Origin of the sequence: Streptomyces sp. NPDC002044 (genome assembly GCF_040296725.1) — a bacterium.
Taxonomy (GTDB): Bacteria; Actinomycetota; Actinomycetes; order Streptomycetales; family Streptomycetaceae; genus Streptomyces; species Streptomyces antarcticus.
Genome location: NZ_JBEOXU010000020.1, coordinates 15,593 through 37,434 on the forward strand (window position 1 = coordinate 15,593; position 21,842 = coordinate 37,434).

Genomic DNA, 21,842 nt, shown 5'->3' on the forward strand with positions numbered 1-21,842 from the left:
GTACATGCAGCGCGCCCCGGCCGTGATCGCCCTCGCCGCCGCCCTGGCGGCCGCGTCCGGGTGCGCCGACGTGGACGGTCTGCGGAACGACGGCGACCTCGGGACGGTCCGCGCCCCGCTGACCCTCTGGAAGGACATCCGCCCCGCCCCGCCCGGCCCGGGCGGGACCACGGGCGCGGCCGCCGTCGTCCCCGGGCTGCCCAAGGTGCCCGCCCTGACCATGCGCGGCGTGGACCCGCTGGCCGTCGTACGCGCCGACATCACCTCCGCCACCGCCCAGGACGGCGGTACGGGCCGCCTCCCCGACCCGCGCGCCGCCCAGCGGCTCGCGCTGTGCACCGGCGCCGCCGACGCCGACTGCCCGGTGCGCCCCGGTGTCCTGCACGACCTGACGGGCGACGGCCGCGAGGAGCTGATCACCGCCGTGGACATCGACGGCCGGGTGAGCGAACTGCGCGTCTACACCGTCCGGTACGACGGCTCCGTCGCCCGCGTCCTGTCCCGGACCGCGGTGCTGGAGGGTGTCGAGGTGGCCGCCGAGCACCTGGCGGTCCGCGAGCCCACCTCGAACCCGGACTACGTCTCGGTCTCCGACTACGTGTGGGACCCCGACGCCGGGATCATGAACCTGTCCCAGCTCACCCTCGACGAGTGCCCCGCCCTCTCCGAGACCCCGCTGCGGACCGACGGGGCCCGATGCGCGCGCTGAGCAGCCTGCGCTGGAAGATCGCGCTGACCACCACCATGGTGTGCTGCATGGTCGCCGCCGCGCTGGGGGTCCTGGTGCACAACGTCGTCGCCCGGCAGATCGTCGGCGAGGTCCGCAAGGACGCGGACCGGGACCTGGAGCACGCCATCGGCCACTACCAGTACGGCACCGCCCACGGGGACGTGAACGTCGCCCTGGACCCGCCCTCGCTGCCGCGGCCGCTGCGCGACGTGATCGCGCGCGGGCAGACCGGGAGCATGGTCGGGGAGCGCGCCGGCCGCCCCGTCATGTGGGCCGCCGCGCCCGCCGACGACAAGGCCCTCGCCGTCTGGGTCCCGTACGAGGAGACCCGCGAGCGGCTGCGCGACATCGACACCGCCATCCTCGCGTCCTCGGCGCTCGCCGCCGGGGTGGTGGCGCTGGCCGGCCTGTTCCTCGCCAACCGGATCAGCCGCCGGCTCGCGACGACCGCCGCCGTGGCCCGCCGGATCAGCGCCGGTGACCTGGACGCCCGCGTGGGCCTCCAGGGCGACGACGGCCCGCGCTCGCCCGGTTCCCAGGACGAGGTACGGGACGTCGCGCAGGCGCTGGACTCGATGGCCGGATCGCTCCAGGAGCGGCTGGAGGCGGAGAAGCGCTTCACCGCCGACGTGGCGCACGAACTGCGCACCCCCCTCACGGGCTCACTGGCCGCGGCGGCGCTGCTGCCCGACGGCCGCCCCAAGGAGATGATCGTCGACCGGCTCAAGGCGCTGCACCTGCTCACCGAGGACCTGCTGGAGATCTCCCGGCTGGACTCGGGCGTCGAACGGGCCGACCTCGGCCGGATGGAGCTCGGCCGGGCGGTGGAGCGGGCCGTCGCCGGGACCCGGCTGGCGGTCTCGGTGCGGGTCGTGCGCGACACCGTCGTCCTCACCGACCGGCGGCGCCTCGACCGGATCCTGACCAATCTGCTGGTCAACGCGTACAAGCACGGGCAGCCGCCGGTGGAGGTGACGGTGGACGGGCCGGTGGTGGTGGTCCGCGACCACGGCGCCGGGTACCCGCCCGAGCTCATCGGGCAGGGCCCGCAGCGGTTCCGCACCGGGGACCCCGGACGCGGCCGCGGCCACGGGCTGGGCCTGACGATCGCCGCCGGCCAGGCGGCGGTGCTGGACGTCTCGGTGGACTTCGCCAACGCCCCCGACGGGGGCGCGCTGACCACCCTCACGCTTCCCGTCGGGCTGCCGGCGGACGGCAGTTGAACGGCCCGTGGGCCGTGTTTCACGTGAAACACGGCCCACGGGCCGGGTAGGTCCGGTCCGGTCAACCCGCCCGGTCAGACACCGATGTTGCGGCCGTCCTTGCGCCACACGGAGACGACCGCCGGACGGACGATCTTGCCGGGGCCGTCGGGCCACACCGACTGGGGCTTCTCGACCGACGCGCCGTCGATCTCACCCGGGTGCTGGACGGCGACCAGGACGCGCTTGTCCTGGATGATCGGGCCGCAGGTCTCGGCGCCGCGCGGGACGGTGAGGAACTGCTTCAGCTCGCCGCGGCGGTCACCGGCGGTCGCGACGCCGAACAGGCCGTCGTGGGTGCCGAGCTGGTTGCCGTCGGTGGAGATCCACAGGTTGCCGTGCGGGTCGAACGCGACGTTGTCCGGGCAGGAGATCGGACTGACCTTGTCCTTCGGGAAGCCAGCGAAGTAGGTGGCCGGGTCGTTCGGGTCGCCGGCCACGAGGAACAGCCGCCAGGCGAATCCGTCGCCCGCCGGGTCGTCGAAGTTCTCGGCGAGCTCCAGGATCTGGCCGTGCTTGTTCGCGTTGCGCGGGTTGGGCTCCGTCGCGCCTTCCTTGCCGGGCTTGCCGCGGTCGGTGTTGTTGGTCAGCGCGATGTAGACGCGGCCGGTGCGCGGGGAGGGCTCGACGTCCTCGGGGCGGTCCATCTTGGTGGCGCCCACCTTGTCGGCGGCCAGGCGCGTGAAGACGTACACCTCCTCGGCGGTCATGCCCTCGACGTGCGAGACGTTGCCGGTGGCCAGCTTGATCCACACACCGGAGCCGTCGAACTCGCCGTCGGCGGGCAGCTTGCCCGAGCCGTCGAACTGCTCGACCGGGGAGTCCCCGGACAGCTTGGCGACGTACAGGGTGCCCTCGTCGAGGAGCGTGAGGTTGTGCTCCTTCGCCGCGCGGCTGTTGCCCTTCTTCATCTGCTTGCTGGAGACGAACTTGTAGAAGTAGTCGAAGCGCTCGTCGTCGCCCATGTAGATGACGGGGCGGCCGTCCTCGGTCAGGCGGGGCTGCGCGGCCTCGTGCTTGAAGCGGCCCAGCGCGGTGCGCTTGCGCGGGGTGGACTTCGGGTCGTACGGGTCGAGCTCGACGACCCAGCCGAAGCGGTGCGACTCGTTGGGCTCCTGCGCGGTGTCGAAGCGCTTGTCGAACCGCTCCCACTTGCGCTCGGTGGCACCGGAGGTCAGGCCGTAGCGCTTGAGGCGGGCGGCCTGGACGGGGTCGGTGACCTGGCCGGCGTTGGCGAAGTACTGGTTGAAGTTCTCCTCGCCGTGGAGCGTGGTGCCCCACGGGGTGGTGCCGCCCGCGCAGTTGTTGAGGGTGCCGAGCACCTTCGTGCCGGTGGCGTCCGCGGAGGTCTTCAGCAGGGCACCGCCCGCGGCCGGGCCGGTCATCCGGAACTCGCTGGTGGCGGTCAGACGGCGGTTGAGCTGGTGGCGCGAGACCGCGGTCAGCTTGCCGCTGCGGTGGTCCTCCTGCACCACGACCACGGAGAGGCCGTGCGCGGCCCAGGCGATCTCGACCTGCTCGCGCGTCGGGTTGGCCGGGTCGTAGCCCTTGAACATGAGGATCTCGTCCGTGTACTCGTGATTGGCCACGAGCAGCTGCTGACGCTCGTAGTCACCGCCGAGCGGGAGGAGGCTCAGGAAGTCGTTGTTGTAGCCGAACTGGCCCGCCTGCGCCGCCGCGGTCTGCTTGTCCGCGTTGAAGCCCGGCGCTCCCTTGACGATCGGCTCGCCCCAGCGGATGACCACGTTCTGCTCGTAGCCCTCGGGGACGGTGACCTTGTCGGCGGTGTTCGGCGCGACCGACGTGAAGCGCAGGCCGCGGGCGGCCTCGCCGGCCCGGCCGGAACCCGTGGCGGCGTCGGCGGTGGGCGTCGCGTTGGCGCTCTGGCCCCCGCCGGCGCCGAGGGTGACGGCCGAGCCGGCGGCGGTGGCGACCGTGACGACGGCGGCCGAGCGCAGCATCGAGCGGCGGGAGTAGGCGCGGGCGATGACATCGCCGGCGTACTCGTTGTCGCTGGTGTTCGGCACCTCGTGGAAGCATGCGTCACCGCAGCGGTAGCGGCAGGTGAGAGCGGAACGGCCGCTCCCATGCGGGTTGCCGATGAGCGGCAGGAGCTTGCGCACGTGTGTCCTCCGAGGCTGCGTGGGCGCCGACAACGTGTCGGAATCAATCAGCCGTGACGCTAGGCGCGGGGTGCGCCGATGCGGCGGCGGCAGGATGAACGGACGGTGAACCCGGCACGGCGGAGAGGGAGTTCGGGGCCGGGGCGCGGACCTCGCGGGAGTCGGACGCCACGAAAGGCGCCCCTGCCGAAGTTCCAGCCGGGCGGCCGATAACCTTACGTGTCCACTCTGGGCAGGGATCATCCGCGCAGCACGGACATATGACTCACGCACTCATGCGAAAGGCCTGGCCCATGGGTATTCGGAGCTTGTTGCGCAAGGTGTTCGGACGGTCTACGGAGCCGGTTCCGGAAACGTCGGACGCCACTTCCCCGGCCTTCCCGAGCCAGGCGGAACGCACCCCCCTGGACGCGGCGGCCGAACTGGTGGCGGCGTCCTTCGACAACCCCACCGTTCCCCCGCAATCCGCCCCCCGCGACCGCGAACCGGGCACCCTCCTCACGGCGACGACCCCGGACCCCACGGTTCCGGAGGCCCGCCGGCCCGCGCCGTCCACGGTCCAGCAGAACCCCGCGGCTTCCCCCGCGGACCCCGCCGAAACGCCGGAGGCGCCCGCCGCCGCCGAGCCGGCGGGAGCCGCGGCCCCCGCGCCGGAAGCGGAGCCGGAGCCCGTGGTGGCCCCGGTGGAGCCTGCGACTCCGGTCGCCGAGGCCCCCGCGCCGGAGCCCCGGGAGACCGCCCAGGCCGCGCCGCAGGCCCGGGACGAGGCCACCGCGCCGGAAGCGGAGGCCGAGCCGGGGGCCGTGGTGGTGGATGTGGCCGCCGAGCCGGTCACGGTCGAGCCCGCCGCGGTCCAGCCGGTCACGGTCGAGCCCGCCGCGGTCCAGCCCGCCGCGGTCCAGCCGGTCACCGCCCCCGAACCGGCGCCGGTCCTGGAAGCGGAACCGGAGCCTGAGCCCGTAGCCGCCCCCGAGCCCGTCGCCGCCCCCGTGGCAGCCGAGCCGGAGCCCGCCGCCGTCGCCGCCCCCGAGCCCGTCGCCGCCCCCGAGCCGGTGGCCGAGCCCGTCGCGGTCCGGCCGGAAACCGCGCCCGAGCCCGCCGCCCTCCCCGCGCCCGTCGCCGCGCCCGCCCCCGTCGCCGCGCCCGAGCCCGTCCCCGTCCCCGTCGCCGCGCCCGAGCCCGCGCCCCTCGCCGCCCACGCGGCGCCGGTGGCGGACGCGGTCGCCGCGGCCGCCGTGCCGGAGCTGGCGGGTTCCGCCCACGCGGCGGCCGCCGTACGCCGCCGGGCTCCCGGGGTCGCCGGGGCGTACAAGGCCGCCGGGCAGGTGCTCCGAGGCAAGGGCCGGGCGGGCGCCCGCGCCAAGGTCTACCTCGTCCTCGACCGGTCCGGCTCGATGCGCCCGTTCTACAAGGACGGCAGCGCCCAGCACCTCGCCGACCACGCCCTCGCGCTCGCCGCCCACCTGGACGACGAGGCCACGGTCCACACCGTGTTCTTCTCCACGGAGGTGGACGGCACCGCCGACCTCACCCTCGACGGGCACCGCGCCTCCTGGGTCGAGGCCCGGCACGCCGCGCTCGGCCGGATGGGCCGCACCAACTACCACGTGGCCGTCGAGGCCGTCGTCGAGCACTACCAGAAGGCGGGCGGCGAGGGCCCGGCCCTCGTCCTCTTCCAGGTCGACGGCGCACCCGACAACCGCCAGCCGGCCCGGCTGGCCCTCGCCGAGGCCGCCGTCACCGTCCCCGGCGTCCACTGGCAGTTCGTCGCCTTCGGCGAGCACGAGTCCAAGGCGTTCGACTTCGTGCGCAAGCTGGACGCGGGCAACGCCGGCTTGTTCCACGCCGGCCCGGCCCCCGCCGAACTCCCCTCGGCCGCCCTCCTCAAGGGCCTCCTGAACCGCTTCTAGCCCCACCGGCGGACCCCACGGCAAAGGCGGCGCCCCCTCCACCCGGAGGGGGCGCCGCCTTTCTGTCCTACGCGGCCCGGCCGGCCCCGCACGCGGCCCGGCCGGCCCCGCGGGTCAGCCGCGCGGCGACCCGGCGTCCGGGGTGACGGCGTCGGAGACCGGGCGCTCGGCGGCGGCCTTCGTCTCGACCGGCCCCCGCAGCGCGATGTTCAGCTCGCGCAGGCGGGCCTCCTCCAGCACCGTCGGCGCGCCCATCATCAGGTCCTGGGCGTTGCCGTTGAGCGGGAAGGCGATGGTCTCGCGGATGTTCGGCTCGTCGGCCAGCAGCATCACGATGCGGTCCACGCCCGGGGCGATGCCACCGTGCGGCGGGGCGCCGAGGCGGAACGCGCGCAGCATGCCGGCGAACTCGCGCTCGACGGTCTCGGCCTCGTAACCGGCGATCTCGAAGGCCCGCAGCATGACCTCGGGCTCGTGGTTGCGGATCGCGCCGGAGGACAGCTCGATGCCGTTGCAGACGATGTCGTACTGCCAGGCCAGGATGTCGAGCGGGTCCTTCTCCTCCAGGTCCTTCATGCCGCCCTGGGGCATGGAGAAGGGGTTGTGCGAGAAGTCGATCTTGCCGGTCTCCTCGTCCTTCTCGTACATCGGGAAGTCGACGATCCAGCAGAACCGGAAGACGTTCTCCTCGAACTGGCCCGCGCGCTTGGCCGCCTCGACGCGGACGCCCGACATGATCTTGGAGACCTCGTCGAACTCACCGGCGCCGAAGAACACCGCGTGGCCGGCCGCGAGGCCCAGCCGGTCGGTGAGGACCTTGACGTTCTCCTCGGTGAGGAACTTGGCGATCGGGCCGGTCAGCGCGCCGTCCTCGCCCACGCGGACCCAGGCCAGGCCCTTGGCGCCCAGCGAGATCGCGTACTCGCCGAGGCCGTCGAAGAACTTGCGCGGCTGCCCGGCGGTGTCCGGGACGGCCAGCGCGCGCACGTGCTTGCCGGCGAACGCCTTGAACTCCGAGCCCGCGAACACGTCGGTGATGTCGACGAGCTCCAGCTTGGCGCGCAGGTCGGGCTTGTCGTTGCCGTACTTCAGCATCGACTCGCGGAACGGGATCCGCGGGAACGGGGAGGTGACCTCGCGGCCCTTGCCGAACTCCGTGAAGATCTCCGTCATCAGGCGCTCGATCGGCTGGAAGACGTCCTCCTGCTCGACGAAGGACATCTCGACGTCGAGCTGGTAGAACTCGCCCGGCGAGCGGTCGGCGCGGGCGTCCTCGTCGCGGAAGCAGGGCGCGATCTGGAAGTACCGGTCGAAGCCGGAGATCATCAGCAGCTGCTTGAACTGCTGCGGCGCCTGCGGCAGGGCGTAGAACCTGCCCGGGTTCAGACGGGACGGGACGACGAAGTCACGGGCGCCCTCGGGGGAGGTCGCGGTGAGGATCGGGGTCGCCATCTCGTTGAAGCCGAGGGCCACCATCTTCGAGCGGATCGACGCGATGACGGCCGAGCGCAGCATGATGTTGCGGTGCATGCGCTCGCGGCGCAGGTCGAGGAAGCGGTACTCCAGGCGCCGCTCCTCGTTCACGCCGTCGTCGGTGTTGATCGTGAAGGGCAGCGGAGCGGACGCGCCGAGCACCTCGACGTCGGTGACCTCGATCTCGACGTCGCCGGTGGGCAGCTCGGGGTTGACGTTGTCCGCGCCGCGCGAGACGACCTTGCCGTCGATGCGGACGACCGTCTCCTTGGAGACGCTGCTGAGCGCCTCGTTGGCCGCGGTGCCGGGGCGGGCGACGAGCTGCGTGATGCCGTAGTGGTCACGCAGATCGATGAAGAGGATGCCGCCCAGGTCTCGACGATTGTGCAGCCAGCCGCTCAGCCGGACGTCGGAGGCGACGTCGGAGGCACGGAGCTCGCCGCACGTGTGGGACCTGTACCGATGCATCAGTCATCCAGTTCTACGGGATACCAGGGTGGATTCAACCGTCCCAAGGTTACCGTCCGGGCGGGACCGCGCGCGGGCCCGCCCACAGCGGGTGGGCGAACAGGCACGTCAGGGGGATGACCTGTAAAGATGACCGGGTGCGCACCGAGGACGTCCTGGCCGCCATCGCGACCGGCTTGTGGAGATGGGACAACGCCTCCGGGACGGTCACGCTCGACGGCGAGGCCGCCCGGCTCCTCGGGCTGCCCGCCGAGCCGGCCGTGCTGCCGGAGGTCGCCGTGCGGTCCCGGTTCCACCCGGTGGACTGGAACGAGATCAACGGCATCGTGAACCTGGCCGTCGCCGAGAACACCCTCGCCGAGGCCCGGCTGCGGATCATGGACGAGGACGGCCGGGTCCTGCGGACGGTCCGCAGCCGTTCCAAGGCGCTGGAGAGCCGGGCCGAAGGGGGCCGCGTCGACTACGAGCTGATCGGCACGATCCAGGAGATCGCCGAGCCGCAACCGGGCACGACGGCCGCCCACACCCCGATCACCGGGGACTGGCGGCGCTCCCGCGAGGCGTTCCTGCTGGACGCGGGACGCGCGCTCGCCGAGGCCCGCTCCACGTCCGAGGTGCTGCGGGTCGCGGCCTCGCTGTCCATGCCGGGCTTCAGTCCGGACGGGCTGGCCGTGTTCGGCGTGGACGGCGACCGGCTGTCGGTGATCGGGCACCACGGGCACGGTCCCGGCGACGAGGGCCCCTTCACGGAGATGCGGCTGGAGACGGACTACCCGGCCGCGGAGGCCGTCCGGACGGGCCGGGCGATCTACCTCCCCACCCCGGACGACTACAAACGGCGCTTCCCGGCCACCTGGCCGCTCGCCCAGCGCTTCGACCGCACCTCCTGGGCCTTCCTGCCGCTGATCGTGGCCGGGCGGACCATGGGCGCCTGGATGGCCGCGTTCAAGCACCCGGTGTCCTTCTCCCCCGACGAGCGCTCGGTCCTGACGACCGTGGCCCGGATGCTGGCCCAGGCCCTCCAGCGCGCCGGGGTGGCCGAATCCGAGCGGGAGCTCACCACGGGCCTCCAGCGGTCGATGATGCCGCAGCTCGGGCCGGAGATCCCGGGCATGACCATCGCCGCCCGGTACGTCCCCACCGGCGGCGGGCTCCAGGTCGGCGGCGACTGGTACGACATGATCCCGCTGCCCTCGGGACGGTTCGCGCTGGTCATCGGGGACGTGCAGGGCCACGACGTCCGGGCTGCCGGCCTGATGGGCCAGTTGCGGATCGCGGTGCGGGCGTACGCCTCCGAGGGTCACCGGCCCGACGCGGTGCTCTCCCGGGCCTCCCGTTTCCTCGCCGGGCTGTGCTCCTCCCCGGGGCCCGGCTCCGACGCGGAGCCCTACGACGACGCCGACTTCCACAGCCCCCGCTTCGCCACCTGCCTGTACGTGGAGTGCGACCCGAAGACCGGCGTGCTGGAGGTGGCCCGCGCCGGGCACCCCGATCCCGTGGTCCGGATGACCGACGGCACCGTCCTGATGCGTTCCACGGCGGGCGGGCTGCCGCTCGGGATCGTGCCCGACACCGACTACCCCACCACCCGGTTCGCCCTGGAGCCGGGCGAGACGCTGATGCTCTGCACCGACGGGCTGATCGAGACGGGCGGGCACGACCTGGACACCGGCTGGGCGCGGCTGCGGGCGGTCCTGGAGTCCGATCCGTGGCCGTCCGCGGGCCCCGGGAGCGCGGGCGGGGAGCCGGGCGGCCCCGAGGCCGGGCACCTGGAGAAGCTCGCCGACCTGCTGGTCCAGGCCGTGCACGGCCCGTCCTCGCACCACACCACCGGTCCGCTCGCCGACCGCCGCGAGGACGACATAGCCGTGGTGCTGCTGTGCCGCGAGAGCGAGTACTGCGGCTGCGGCACGCCGGTGGGGCACCCGGCCCGGCCGTCGCGCCGCACCATGCTGACCGTGGCCCAGGCCGAGCCGGAGCGGATCTCGGGCGCCCGGCGGCAGGTCCGGGAACTGCTGCACGACTGGGCGGACGCCGACCAGGTGGACTCGGCGGTGCTGATGGTCTCCGAGATGGTGACGAACGTACTCGTGCACACCGACGGCGACGCGCTGCTCGTGGCGGAGGCGGTGGGCGAACTGGGCGAGCGGCGGCTGCGCGTCGAGGTCGCGGACGCCAGCGACGAGCTGCCGCACAAGCGGCGGCCGGGCGAGATGGCGTCCAGCGGCCGCGGGGTGCTGCTGATGGAGATGCTCGCCGACACCTGGGGCGTGGACCCGCGGGGCGAGGGCAAGTCGATCTGGTTCGAGCTGTACGAGCGGTCCAAGCCGGACCCCGGCGCGCCGCACTGACCCCCGGCCGCCACCGCCCGCGCCGCGCACCGCGGCCCCGGTACGCCGACGGGCCCGGTACGCCGGTGGGGCGTCCGGGCCCGTCGTACGGACTGCGGAACTGCGGAACTGCGGGGGCCGGGAACGGCTAGCGCGTGCGCTCCGTGGTCGGAACGGTGCCCAGCCGGCCGGCCTGGAAGTCGTCGAAAGCCTGCTGGAGCTCGTGCTTGCTGTTCATGACGAACGGCCCGTAGTGCGCCATCGGCTCCCGGATCGGGCGCCCGCCGAGGATGACGACCTCCAGGTCCGGGGTGCTGGAGTCCTGGGACTCGTCCGCCCGCACCGTGAGGGAGCCGCCCTCGCCGAAGACCGCGGTCTGCCCGGTCTTGACCGGCCGGCGGTCCTCGCCCACCGATCCGCGCCCGGCCATGACGTAGGCCAGCGCGTTGAAGTCCTCGCGCCACGGCAGGGTGATCCGCGCCCCCGGCGTGATGGTCGCGTGGATCATCGTGATCGGGGTGTGGGTGATGCCGGGGCCCTCGTGGCCGTCCAGCTCGCCGGCGATCACGCGGAGCAGGGAGCCGCCGTCCGGGGTGGACAGGAGCTGGACCTGACCGCCGCCGATGTCCTGGTAGCGCGGGGGCATCATCTTGTCGGAGGCCGGGAGGTTCACCCACAGCTGGAGACCGTGGAAGAGCCCGCCGGACACGACGAGGGACTCCGGCGGGGCCTCGATGTGCAGGAGGCCGGACCCTGCGGTCATCCACTGGGTGTCGCCGCCGTTGATGACGCCGCCGCCGCCGTTGCTGTCCTGGTGGACGAAGGTTCCGTCGATCAGGTAGGTGACGGTCTCGAAGCCGCGGTGCGGGTGCCACGGCGTGCCCTTCGGCTCGCCCGGCGCGTACTCCACCTCGCCCATCTGGTCCATCATGATGAACGGGTCGAGGTGCTGGTAGTTGATCCCGGCGAACGCGCGGCGCACCGGGAATCCCTCACCCTCGAACCCACCCGGGGCCGTGGACACGGCCAGCACCTTGCGCGGGACGGCGGCCTGCGGCTCGGCCACTCGCGGAAGGGTCAACGGGTTCTCAACAGTCACTGCGGGCATGGTCAGGACCTCCTTCTGCGTCGAGTTTAGTTGAAACTCGAACTTTCTGCCACACCCGACTGAACCGCGCCACCGTGTGGTTCATTCCCGGCCGGATCCGAGGCCACCGAACGGTGCATGACAACCGCGTCGCGCACCGGAGCGTCTGTCCCGGCATGGAGATCCACACGCCCCCGACCGGCGCCGCCGCCACCCCCGACCCCGACCCGTCCGGCCCGGCCGCACCCGAGTCCGCCCCGTCCGGCCCGGCCCGCTGGAGCCCGCCGGCGCCGCTGCGCGCCCTGGGCTGGGCCTGCGTCGTCACCGCCGTCGCCGTGGGCGCCGGGTACGCCGCCACCCGCTGGGGGGTGAGCATCCCGCTCAAGCCGCTCCCCGGCTCACCCTGGCCCTACCTCGGCGCGTGGGGCGGCTTCTGCTTCGCCGCGTACCTGGTGCTGCGCTGGGCTACCGCCGGCACCGGCTTCGAGGGCGGCGGCCAGTTGATCGCCCTGCCCGTCTTCGCGGGCATCCGCCTCTCCCTGCTGCACCGCCCCGGCCTCGGCCCGCTGTGCGCGTACGGCGCCCTGGCCCTGGCCCTCGCCGTGGTGGCGGCGGCCCGGTGGCGGCGCCGCCACCGGGCCTGAACGCGCCGTCCACGGGTGGCCGCGTGGCGACGCCGCCAGGAGGCCCCGGCCCCGGCCCCCGGCCCCTGGCGTCAGCCGCCGCTGTGCAGGAGGTCCACGCCCAGGCCCGTCGCCGAGTGCGGGACCGCCTTGCCGTCCCGCTCCGTCGTGATCAGTCCGGCGGCCCGCAGGGTGCGGGTGTGCTCGCCGCGGGGCAGGTCCCGGCCGACCCGGGCGCGCCAGCGGCCGAAGACTGCGGACTCGTCCGCGCGCTGCGCGGCGACCACGGCCATCGCCAGCTCCACCAGCGGCAGCGGCTCGCTCGCGAAGGTGACGTTGAACAGGTCCTCGGCCGTGAAGTGCACCCTCAGCATCGTCCGCCCCCCGCCGGGCCGTCCCTGGCCGCTACGCCGTCTCTAGCCGTACATGCGGCGCATCGCGAAGTCGACCATCTGCTCCACGGCCTTCGCGTCGAACACCATGCGGTGGTCGCCCTCCATGTCGAGGACGAAGCCGTAGCCGGTCGGCAGCAGGTCGATCACCTCGGCGCCGGTGATCACGAAGTACTTGGACTCCTTGCCGGCGTACCGGCGCAGCTCCTTGAGCGTGGTGAACATCGGGATGACCGGCTGCTGCGTGTTGTGCAGCGCCAGGAAACCGGGGGTGTCACCGCGCGGGCAGTAGACCTTCGAGGTCGCGAAGATCTGCTGGAAGTCCTCGGCGGCGAGCTGTCCGGTCGTGAAGGCCCGTACCGCGTCGGCGATCGACGGCGGCGAGGGCTCGGGGTACAGCGGCGGCTGCTGCGCGTAGCCCTGCTGGGGCGGGGGCTGCGCGTAGCCCTGCTGCTGGGCGCCCGGAGTCTGGTCGTAGCCGTACATGCGGCCCACCCTACCGAGCCCCCACGGCCGTACCGGCCGGTACCGGCCACCGCGGCCGAAGCCGCCCTCAGCCGCCGAGCCGGCCGGCCTTGACGGCCCGCACGAAGGGGGTCCACGCGGCGGCCGCCACGATCACGGCGGGCCGCCGACGGTCCTTGGTGTCCCGGACGGGGACGAACCCGGCGACTCCGTCGGCCACCTCGACGCACACGCCGCCATCGGTGTTGCTGTAACTGCTCTTGCGCCAGCACGCAGCGCTCAAATCAATGTGCCTGCTTGCCATTTCGGTAGTCCTCCGCGGCCGCCTCGATCAGGTCGAGGGACGCCTCTGGCGGCAACGCGGCAGCCCTCAGCAGATCGTACGACCTTCGGTAGCGCTTCACGATGGCCGGATCATCGAGTGTGACGCCACTGTGCAGGGACTCCGTATAGACGAGCGGTGGTGCGTCACCGAAGGTCAGGATCAGGAGGGTACCGGCGGCCGTGAAAGGGTGCGCTCCGGCGTTCCACGGGAGAACCTGTGGAACGATCCTCCGGCGCCTGCTCAAGGCCGCGACACGGTCGAGCTGTTCCGCCATCCCCGCAGGCGGCAGGACCGGCAGCCGAAGCATCGATTCGTGCAGGATGACCCAGTATTCCGTCGCCCTCCGCTCGTCCTCGAAGAGTCGGGCTCGGGCCAGTCGGGCGTTGACCTTCTCATCGGTCTCCGCCTGCGGTTCCAGGGGGCGTTCCGCTCGGAAGAGAGCCCGCGTGTACGGCTCGGTTTGCAGCACGCCCGGGAAGACGGTCGGGCACCACTCGTCAATGGTCTCTGCGAACTTCTCGGCCTCCAGCACCCTCTCGGCGTACTTGGCCTGGCCGATGGTCCGCGCCTCGCGCACTTCCTGACAGCGGCGCCCGAAGAAGCCGTCGGTACCCAGCACCTGGTCCACGTGCCGGGCCAGCTCCTCCGGCATGCGCCGCTTCCCCCGCTCGATCTCGCTCAAGTAGCCGGCGCGTAGAAGCTGCCTTCCACCGCCTGCTGGAGCGTCAGGCCCGCCGCCTCGCGCCGCCACCGCAGCTCCTTGCCGTAGAAGGCCGGAACGCTCTCCGAACCGTCAATGTCCTTGCGTGCGGCCATCGCTGGGGCCTGCCTTCCACACTTCGCGTCGTGGAGCCGGAAACCCTTCCCACGGTACGCACCACGACGCCAGCCTGTGAGGGGTTCGTCACACTCGGCTACACGAACGGAGCCCCATGAGCAACCCCACTGGCGACCGCGTATCGATCGCGGCGCTCACCGAGCTGCGCGGCGCGCTCGCCGCGCACGGGATCACCCTGCCCTCCCTCGACCTGCACCTCCCCTCGTACGCCGGGAGCCATCCCACCCCGCCCCTGATCAGCCTCGGCAACTGCAACCCGAACACCGCGCTCCGGATCGCCTCCGTGCCGAACCGGGCTCCCGGGCGGTGAGGCCGTTCCACGCCTCCGCGCTCGCGCTGCCGCAGGAGCTGGCCGGGCTGCGGCGGGCCGTGCGGGCGCACGTCGGCGGACCCTGCGACGACCTCCAGCTGTGCGTGAGCGAGCTGGTCGGCAACGTCGTCCTGCACGTCGGCGCGGGCACCCCCGTGTCCCTCGCCGTCACCCGTACGGCCGAGGGCCGCACCCGCCTGGAGGTCGGCGACCCCGACCCCCGGCTGTGGCCCGTCCCGCGCCTGGCCCAGGACGGCGAGGAGGGCGGCCGCGGCCTGGCGGTGGTCGACGCCGTCGCCGCCCGGTGGGGCGTACGCCCCGCGCCGCCCGGCAAGACCGTGTGGGCCGAGCTGGACCACCCGTAGCCGCCGGGACGGACGGGCCGACGCCCCGGGACGCAGGAGCGCAGGCCCCGGGACGGACGGGCCGAGACCCGGGGCCGGGCGGGCGCAGTCCCCGGGCCGGACGGGCAGAGTCCCGCGCGGCGCCGGGCATGGGCCCGCGTCGCCGGAAATTCGTATGCGGTCCGCTCCCCGGGCCTGGACTTCCGGCGGCGGCGCGGTTCTCCTGGCTTGATGCTGGTCACAGTCGCCAGGTAAGGGTTGTCCTTATTACCGGTGGGTAGCATGATGAGGTTACCGATTGGTATGTACGAGGAATCTGTCTCACCGAGCCTTAACGGAGCCGTCGCCATGGGGCACTACAAGTCGAATCTCCGCGACATCGAGTTCAACCTCTTCGAGGTGCTCGGCCGCGACAAGCTGTACGGCACCGGCCCGTTCGGCGAGATGGACACCGACACCGCCAAGACCATCCTCAGCGAGATGACCAAGCTCTCCGAGAACGAGCTGGCCGCCTCCTTCGAGGACGCCGACCGCAACCCGCCGGTCTTCGACCCGGCCACGAACACCGCGCCCGTCCCGGCGTCCTTCAAGAAGAGCTACAAAGCCTTCATGGACTCCGAGTACTGGCGTCTGGGCCTGCCCGAGGAGATCGGCGGCACCACCTCGCCCCGCTCCCTGATCTGGGCGTTCGCCGAGACGATCCTCGGCGCGAACCCGGCCGTGTGGATGTACTCCTCCGGTCCGGCCTTCGCCGGCATCCTCTACGAAGAGGGCAACGAGGCGCAGAAGAAGGTCGCCGAGATCGCCGTCGAGAAGCGCTGGGGCTCCACCATGGTCCTCACCGAGCCGGACGCCGGCTCGGACGTCGGCGCCGGCCGCACCAAGGCGGTCGAGCAGGCGGACGGCTCCTGGCACATCGAGGGCGTCAAGCGCTTCATCACCTCCGGCGAGCACGACATGGAGGAGAACATCCTCCACTACGTCCTCGCGCGCCCCGAGGGCCACGGCCCCGGCACCAAGGGCCTGTCCCTCTTCCTCGTCCCCAAGTTCCACTTCGACTGGGAGACCGGCGAGCTGGGCGAGCGCAATGGCGTCTACGCCACGAACGTCGAGCACAAGATGGGCCTCAAGGCGTCCAACACGTGCGAGATGACCTTCGGCGACCAGCACCCCGCCAAGGGCTGGCTGATCGGTGACAAGCACGACGGCATCCGCCAGATGTTCATGATCATCGAGTTCGCCCGGATGATGGTCGGCACGAAGGCCATCGCCACCCTCTCCACCGGCTACCTCAGCGCGCTGGAGTACGCCAAGGAGCGCGTGCAGGGTCCGGACCTGGCCAACTTCATGGACAAGACCGCGCCCAAGGTCACCATCACGCACCACCCCGACGTGCGCCGCTCGCTCATGACGCAGAAGGCGTACGCCGAGGGCATGCGCGCCCTCGTGCTCTACACCGCCTCCGTCCAGGACGAGATCCAGCTCAAGCAGGCGAACGGCGAGGACGCCTCCGCCGAGATCGGCCTCAACGACCTGCTCCTGCCGATCGTGAAGGGCTACGGCTCGGAGAAGTCCTACGAGCAGCTCGCCCAGTCCCTGCAGACCTTCGGCGGCTCCGGCTACCTGCAGGAGTACCCGATCGAGCAGTACATCCGCGACGCCAAGATCGACACCCTCTACGAGGGCACCACGGCCATCCAGGGCCAGGACTTCTTCTTCCGGAAGATCGTCCGCGACCAGGGCGCCTCCCTGAACATCCTCTCCGAGACGATCAAGAAGTTCCTGGCCGAGGCCGTCGGCGGCGAGGAGCTGGCCGGCGCCCGCGACGCGCTCGCCAAGGCCGCCGTCGACCTGGAGGCCATCGTCGGCGCGATGATCGTCGACCTCACCGCCACCGGCGAGGACGTCAAGAACATCTACAAGGTCGGCCAGAACACCACCCGCCTGCTGATGGCCTCCGGCGACGTCGTCGTCGGATACCTGCTGCTCAAGGGCGCGGCCGTGGCCGCCGAGAAGCTCCCCACGGCCTCCGCCAAGGACGTGCCGTTCTACACCGGCAAGATCGCCGCCGCGAAGTTCTTCGCCGCGCAGGTCCTGCCGGGCGTCTCGGTCCAGCGCCAGCTGGCCGAGGTCGTCGACAACTCCCTCATGGAGCTCGACGAGGCCGCCTTCTAGGCAGCCCCACACACGTACGCGGTGTACGCACAGCGGCCGGGTCCCCTCACCAGGGGCCCGGCCGCTGGTGTACTCCCGGACACCGGCCCGCGGACCGCCCGAGCGCGCGGGAACGGCTTCCGGGGCACCGGCTTTCCCCGTTGTCGGTCGTTCATGGGACGCTCGTAGACATGAGTCCACAGGATCAGCACGGCAGCAGGGGGTACTCCGTCCCCACCGGGCGGCCGTACGCCCTCAAGGAGCTGCAGGCGAGCCTGGGCAGCCTCGGCGACCACCTCCGCGAGCTGTACGACGGCGCGCACCCCGCCGAGTACGACGGGATCGCCGACGCCCTGTACGTGGCCTTCCAGACCGCCGGCGGGCTGGCACCCGCCAAGAGCTACACCGGCTGCTCCGAGCACCCCAACGGCGCCCTCGACCCCGAAGCCCCCGACGGATGGGGCCGCTGCCTCATCTGCAACGACCGGCGGCGACTCGGGCTGCGCGGCCGCGGCGGCCGCCCCGGCGCCCCGCCCCCGCCCGCCGGGGAACAGCGGCGCCTGGGCTACCCCGTGCCGGACCCCCCGTACACCCTCACCGTGCTGCGCACCTGCCTGCGCACCGTCGAGGACCAGCGCTTCCACCTGAGCCTCTCCTCCCCCGCCGAGGACTTCGTCCGCATCGCCGACGACCTGCACCGCGCCTTCATCGTCGCCCGCGAACTGTCCCGGCCCCGCAACGCCTCGGGGTGCTCCGAACACCCCGGGGCCCCCATCGACCCCGACGCGCCCCCCGGCGAGGGCTGTATCTTCTGCGCCGGACGCAAGAGACGCGCACAGCGCTCCGCGCAGACCCCGGAGATGCTCCCGCGCATCCGCCGGGGCGAGCGCAGGCAGCTCCAGCGCAGATTCGAGCGCCCGCCGGGCTGAGAACCGAAGGGACCGCAGATCACACACCCCGCGGCCCCCGACCTCTCGGCTATCAGCCGCAGTCCGGCCATGGCGAACACGACCGTCGTTAAGGTGAACCACATGAGCTCTCCCGCCCGCTTCGACCGCGGCCACACCGACGATCTGATGACCTTCCTGACGGCCAGTCCGTCGCCGTACCACGCCGTGGCCAACGCGGCCGAGCGGCTGGAAAAGGCAGGCTTCAGGCAGTTGTCGGAAACGGACGCCTGGGATGCGAGCACCGGGGGCAAGTTCGTGCTCCGCGGCGGCGCGCTCATCGCCTGGTACGTCCCGGAAGGCGCGGCCGCGCACACCCCGTTCCGGATCGTCGGCGCGCACACCGACTCGCCCAACCTGCGGGTCAAGCCGCTCCCCGACACCGGCTCGCAGGGCTGGCGGCAGATCGCCGTCGAGATCTACGGCGGCACGCTGCTCAACACCTGGCTGGACCGGGACCTGGGCCTGGCCGGCCGGCTGACCCTGCGGGACGGCACCGAGCGCCTGGTGAACGTGGACCGCGCGCTGCTGCGCGTCCCGCAGCTCGCCGTGCACCTGGACCGGTCGGTGAACACCGACGGCCTCAAGCTGGACAAGCAGCGGCACATGCAGCCGATCTGGGGCCTGGGCGAGGTCCAGGAGGGCGACCTCATCGCCTTCCTGGAGGAGGAAGAGGGCCTGCCGCAGGGCTCGGTGGCCGGCTGGGACCTGATGGTCCACTCGATCGAGCCGCCCTCCTACCTCGGCCGCGACCGCGAACTGCTCGCCGGGCCGCGCATGGACAACCTGCTGTCCGTGCACGCGGGCGTCGCCGCGCTCGCCGCCGTCTCCACCGCCGAGGCGCTCGACCACATCCCGGTGCTGGCCGCCTTCGACCACGAGGAGAACGGCTCGCAGTCGGACACGGGCGCCGACGGCCCCCTGCTGGGGAATGTGCTGGAACGTTCCGTCTTCTCCCGCGGCGGCACCTACGAGGACCGTGCCCGGGCCTTCGCCGGCACCATCTGTCTCTCCTCGGACACCGGGCACGCCGTGCACCCCAACTACGCGGAGCGGCACGACCCGTCGCACCACCCGCGCGCCAACGGCGGCCCGATCCTCAAGGTCAACGTCAACCAGCGCTATGCGACGGACGGCAGTGGGCGCGCGGTGTTCGCGAGCGCCTGCGAGCGGGCCGGCGTGCCGTGGCAGGCGTTCGTCTCCAACAACTCCATGCCGTGCGGCACGACGATCGGCCCGATCACGGCCGCCCGGCACGGCATCCAGACGGTGGACATCGGCGTGGCGATCCTCTCGATGCACAGCGCCCGCGAACTGTGCGGCGCGGACGACCCGTTCCTCCTGGCGAACGCCCTGGTGGCCTTCCTGGAGGGCTGAGGTCCCCCGCCCCCTCACCCAGGACGCAACCCCGCCCCGGACGCCGAGTCCGGGGCGGGGTTGCGTCGTAGGGGCCGTCGATCCGGCTACGCGTCGTCGTCCATGCCGGCGAGGACGAGCGGGAGGCGGGTCGTCCCGCCGGGGGCGACCGTCACCGGGACGCCCCAGTCCTGCTGGTGGACGTGGCAGGCCGGGTACTCGTTGGCCGGGTCGTCGTCGCAGGAAGCCGCCATCGCGGACACGTGCAGGACGCCCTCGGTGACCTCCGGATTCAGCTCCAGCTCCCGGAACAGGTCCGTCCCGGCCCCCTCGCCGCCCGCCAGCAGCCCGGGCGGGGTCGAGGAGACCAGCAGGCGGGTGGACGGCCCGTAGCGGGTGTCGAGCTTCTGCCCGGCCGGGGCCTGGAAGACCACGTCGAGGCGGAGCGTGCCGGGGGCCACCTCGGTCGCGGCCCGCTGCGTACGGTGGGCGACGGCGTCGACCCGTACGGCCTCCTCGGGGAGCCGCAGCCGGGTCAGCCGGTGCCGGGCCGACTCGACGACGACGATGTCCCCGCCGACGAGGACGGCGTCGCTCGGCTCGCGCAGATCCGTCGCCAGGGTGGTGACCTCGCCGGTGGCGGGGTCGTAGCGGCGCAGCGCGTGGTTGTACGTGTCGCAGACCGCGACGGAGCCGTCGGGCAGGGCCGTCACGCCCAGCGGGTGCTGGAGCAGCGCCTGCGCGGCGTCGCCGTCCCGGTGCCCGAAGTCGAACAGTCCGGTGCCGACGGCGGTGGTGACGGCGTAGCCGCCGCCGTCCCCGCCGCCGTCCCCGCCGCCGTCCCCGTCGACGGGGTGGACGTACCGCAGCGCGCTGGTCTCGGAGTCGGCGACCCACAGCCGGTCCCCGGCGGCCGCGAGCCCGGACGGCTGCGCGAACCACGCCTCGGCGGCGGGACCGTCGTGCAGGCCCTCGTTGGTCGTGCCGGCCGCGACCGCGACCGTGCCGGTCTCCGGGTCCCAGGTCCACAGCTGGTGGACGCCGGCCATGGCGATCCACACCCGGCCCCGCCACCAGGCGACGTCCCACGGCGAGGACAGGTCCACGTCCAGCGCCGGCCCGGAGGCCGGCGAGCCCTGCCACCACTGGCGTCCGGTTCCGGCGACGGTCTCCACGGCCCCCGTGGCGGGGTCGAAGCGGCGCAGCGCGTGGTTGACGGTGTCGGCGACGACGACGGTCCCGTCGGGCAGCAGCGCCAGCCCCTGCGGCTCGCTGAAGGCGTCGGGGCCGAACCCGCGCTCGCCGCTGCCGACACGGCGTACGACGCGCTCCCCGTCGGCGGCCAGCTCGACCAGCTGGTGCCGGGTCGAGTCGGACACGAGGAAGTTCCCGGAGGGCAGCAGCAGCGCCTTCCCGGGGAACCGCAGGTCGCTCGCCACCGGCTCGGGTGCCACGTACGGCCCGTCCCCGCGCCGCAGCGTCCCCTTGGCCCCGTGCTCGGCCTCCAGCTCCTCGACGAGCCGCGCGATGGCGTGCGCGTGCCCCTCGCCGGCGTGCTGGGCGACGACGTACCCCTCGGGGTCGATCACGACGAGCGTGGGCCAGGCCCGCACGGCGTACTGCTTCCAGGTGGCCAGCTCGGGGTCGTCCAGCACGGGGTGGTGCACCTCGTACCGCTCGACGGCGTCGACGACGGCGGCGTGCTCGGCCTCGTGCACGAACTTCGGCGAGTGCACACCGATGATCACGACGGTGTCGCGGTGCTTCTCCTCCAGCTCGCGGAGCTCATCGAGGACGTGGAGGCAGTTGATGCAGCAAAAGGTCCAGAAATCGAGAATGACAATCCGTCCTCGCAGGTCAGCGAGGGTGTAGGGCGTGCCACCGGTGTTCAGCCAGCCGCCCTTGCCGATCAGCTCGGGGGCACGGACACGGGCACGGCGGGGTGCGGGCGCGGGCGCGGGGGTGGGCGCCGGGACAGCATCGTTCATCCTTCAAGCTTGCCATCCGGGTGTGAACACCGGATCACGCGCGTACGGCGGCCCCCGCCCCGGCCCCGACTCCACCCGCAGGGGTGACGACGCGCGGCGGCGCCCCGTGCGAGCCTGGCGGCAGGAAGCCAAGGAGGGACCCGGACCATGACCACCGCGCGCGACTACAGCGAGGGCATCGATCCCGAGCGTGCCCTGAAGTACGTCATCCAGCACTTCCTCGGGGACCGGACCGAGATCGTTGAAGGAGTCGTCTCTCACGTGACGCCGAGTTGGGATCACGAGAACGCAGCCGAGGAGATCCGTGACCAGATCAGGCCGCGCGTCAAGGAGCTGGACTGCGTCACCGGGTCGGGCAACCTCGATCTGCCCGATTCGCCGAACTGGTATGTCCCGGATCTCGCCGTGGCGCCGAAGGAACTGGCCAAGGGAGGCGGGGCGCTGGTCCCCGACCAGACCCTGCTCATCGTCGAGATCACCTCCGAGTCCGACGCCGAGACCGACCGCGTCGTGAAGCGCAAGCGGTACGCCGAGTACGGTGCCCCGCTGTACCTCCTGGTCGACCGGGCGGAGAAGACCGTCACGCTGTTCGCCGGCCCCGGGCGGCTCGGGTACACGAAGGTCGACGGGCCGCACCCGTTCGGGACGGCCGTACGGCTGCCCGAGCCGTTCGGGATCGACCTGGACACCAGCGGGCTCTAGGCGCAGCGGCGGTGG

18 protein-coding genes and 1 pseudogene are annotated in these 21,842 nt (G+C 72.6%); 11 read left to right on the forward strand and 8 right to left on the reverse strand.

Going from position 1 to position 21,842, the window contains the following annotated elements; all coding sequences use genetic code 11:
• Positions 1-4 precede the first annotated feature (4 nt).
• Positions 5-709 carry a hypothetical protein gene (locus ABT106_RS08010; RefSeq protein ID WP_351273948.1) on the forward strand — a complete coding sequence of 235 codons (705 nt, stop codon included), beginning with the start codon at positions 5-7 and terminating at the stop codon, positions 707-709.
• Entirely contained in the window at positions 697-1,953 is a 1,257-nt protein-coding gene (locus ABT106_RS08015; RefSeq protein WP_351273951.1) for an ATP-binding protein, read from the forward strand. The genes ABT106_RS08010 and ABT106_RS08015 overlap by 13 nt, the downstream gene beginning before the upstream one ends.
• A gap of 74 nt (positions 1,954-2,027) precedes the next feature.
• Here ABT106_RS08015 and ABT106_RS08020 read toward each other — a convergent pair whose 3' ends face one another.
• The gene (locus tag ABT106_RS08020; protein WP_351273954.1) at positions 2,028-4,115 is read right to left on the reverse strand and encodes a PhoX family protein; all 2,088 of its coding nucleotides are present in this window, start codon (positions 4,113-4,115) and stop codon (positions 2,028-2,030) included.
• Positions 4,116-4,408: 293 nt separating this feature from the next.
• Between ABT106_RS08020 and ABT106_RS08025 the strand changes: the two genes are divergently transcribed.
• A complete protein-coding gene (locus ABT106_RS08025) occupies positions 4,409-6,025 on the forward strand; it encodes a VWA domain-containing protein (RefSeq protein ID WP_351273957.1) in 1,617 nt (538 codons plus the stop codon).
• A 114-nt stretch (positions 6,026-6,139) separates the two neighbouring features.
• On the opposite strand, the gene aspS is transcribed toward ABT106_RS08025, so the two are convergent.
• Entirely contained in the window at positions 6,140-7,966 is a 1,827-nt protein-coding gene (aspS, locus tag ABT106_RS08030) for an aspartate--tRNA ligase (protein ID WP_351273960.1), read from the reverse strand.
• Positions 7,967-8,103: 137 nt separating this feature from the next.
• On the opposite strand from aspS, the gene ABT106_RS08035 reads away from it, so the two are divergent.
• Positions 8,104-10,317 carry an ATP-binding SpoIIE family protein phosphatase gene (locus tag ABT106_RS08035; RefSeq protein ID WP_351274074.1) on the forward strand — a complete coding sequence of 738 codons (2,214 nt, stop codon included), beginning with the start codon at positions 8,104-8,106 and terminating at the stop codon, positions 10,315-10,317.
• A gap of 127 nt (positions 10,318-10,444) precedes the next feature.
• On the opposite strand, the gene ABT106_RS08040 is transcribed toward ABT106_RS08035, so the two are convergent.
• Positions 10,445-11,404: a pirin family protein gene (locus ABT106_RS08040; RefSeq protein WP_351273963.1), complete on the reverse strand. Its 960-nt coding sequence runs from the start codon at positions 11,402-11,404 to the stop codon at positions 10,445-10,447.
• Between the two features lie 155 nt (positions 11,405-11,559).
• On the opposite strand from ABT106_RS08040, the gene ABT106_RS08045 reads away from it, so the two are divergent.
• A complete protein-coding gene (locus ABT106_RS08045; protein ID WP_351273966.1) occupies positions 11,560-12,027 on the forward strand; it encodes a hypothetical protein in 468 nt (155 codons plus the stop codon).
• 71 nt (positions 12,028-12,098) lie between these two features.
• On the opposite strand, the gene ABT106_RS08050 is transcribed toward ABT106_RS08045, so the two are convergent.
• From ABT106_RS08050 to ABT106_RS08065, 4 genes and pseudogenes are all read right to left on the reverse strand, one after another.
• Positions 12,099-12,371: a hypothetical protein gene (locus ABT106_RS08050; protein ID WP_351273969.1), complete on the reverse strand. Its 273-nt coding sequence runs from the start codon at positions 12,369-12,371 to the stop codon at positions 12,099-12,101.
• A gap of 51 nt (positions 12,372-12,422) precedes the next feature.
• A complete protein-coding gene (locus ABT106_RS08055; protein ID WP_351273972.1) occupies positions 12,423-12,884 on the reverse strand; it encodes an SseB family protein in 462 nt (153 codons plus the stop codon).
• Positions 12,885-12,951: 67 nt separating this feature from the next.
• Positions 12,952-13,167, reverse strand: a complete 216-nt coding sequence (locus ABT106_RS08060) for a DUF397 domain-containing protein (protein ID WP_351273975.1) — start codon at positions 13,165-13,167, stop codon at positions 12,952-12,954.
• Positions 13,148-14,004: pseudogene (locus tag ABT106_RS08065) on the reverse strand (helix-turn-helix domain-containing protein). Before ABT106_RS08065 ends, ABT106_RS08060 begins: the two are co-directional and overlap by 20 nt.
• A 116-nt stretch (positions 14,005-14,120) precedes the next feature.
• Here ABT106_RS08065 and ABT106_RS08070 point away from each other — a divergent pair.
• The 5 genes from ABT106_RS08070 to ABT106_RS08090 all read left to right on the forward strand — a co-directional run bounded on the left by ABT106_RS08070 (position 14,121) and on the right by ABT106_RS08090 (position 19,158).
• Complete coding sequence (locus ABT106_RS08070) at positions 14,121-14,336, forward strand: hypothetical protein (protein ID WP_351273978.1); 216 nt, start codon at positions 14,121-14,123, stop codon at positions 14,334-14,336.
• Positions 14,333-14,701 carry an ATP-binding protein gene (locus tag ABT106_RS08075; protein ID WP_351273981.1) on the forward strand — a complete coding sequence of 123 codons (369 nt, stop codon included), beginning with the start codon at positions 14,333-14,335 and terminating at the stop codon, positions 14,699-14,701. The genes ABT106_RS08070 and ABT106_RS08075 overlap by 4 nt, the downstream gene beginning before the upstream one ends.
• A 327-nt stretch (positions 14,702-15,028) precedes the next feature.
• On the forward strand, positions 15,029-16,855 hold the full coding sequence (locus tag ABT106_RS08080; RefSeq protein WP_351273984.1) for an acyl-CoA dehydrogenase: 1,827 nt from the start codon (positions 15,029-15,031) through the stop codon (positions 16,853-16,855).
• A gap of 170 nt (positions 16,856-17,025) precedes the next feature.
• Positions 17,026-17,763 carry a hypothetical protein gene (locus tag ABT106_RS08085; RefSeq protein WP_351273987.1) on the forward strand — a complete coding sequence of 246 codons (738 nt, stop codon included), beginning with the start codon at positions 17,026-17,028 and terminating at the stop codon, positions 17,761-17,763.
• Between the two features lie 102 nt (positions 17,764-17,865).
• A complete protein-coding gene (locus ABT106_RS08090) occupies positions 17,866-19,158 on the forward strand; it encodes a M18 family aminopeptidase (RefSeq protein ID WP_351273989.1) in 1,293 nt (430 codons plus the stop codon).
• 86 nt (positions 19,159-19,244) lie between these two features.
• Here the strand turns inward: ABT106_RS08090 and ABT106_RS08095 are convergent, their stop codons facing one another.
• Positions 19,245-21,125 (reverse strand): NHL domain-containing thioredoxin family protein, encoded by a 1,881-nt coding sequence (locus ABT106_RS08095; protein WP_351273992.1) that lies wholly within the window; start codon positions 21,123-21,125, stop codon positions 19,245-19,247.
• Between the two features lie 147 nt (positions 21,126-21,272).
• Between ABT106_RS08095 and ABT106_RS08100 the strand changes: the two genes are divergently transcribed.
• Positions 21,273-21,827, forward strand: a complete 555-nt coding sequence (locus ABT106_RS08100; RefSeq protein WP_351273994.1) for a Uma2 family endonuclease — start codon at positions 21,273-21,275, stop codon at positions 21,825-21,827.
• Positions 21,828-21,842 lie beyond the last annotated feature (15 nt).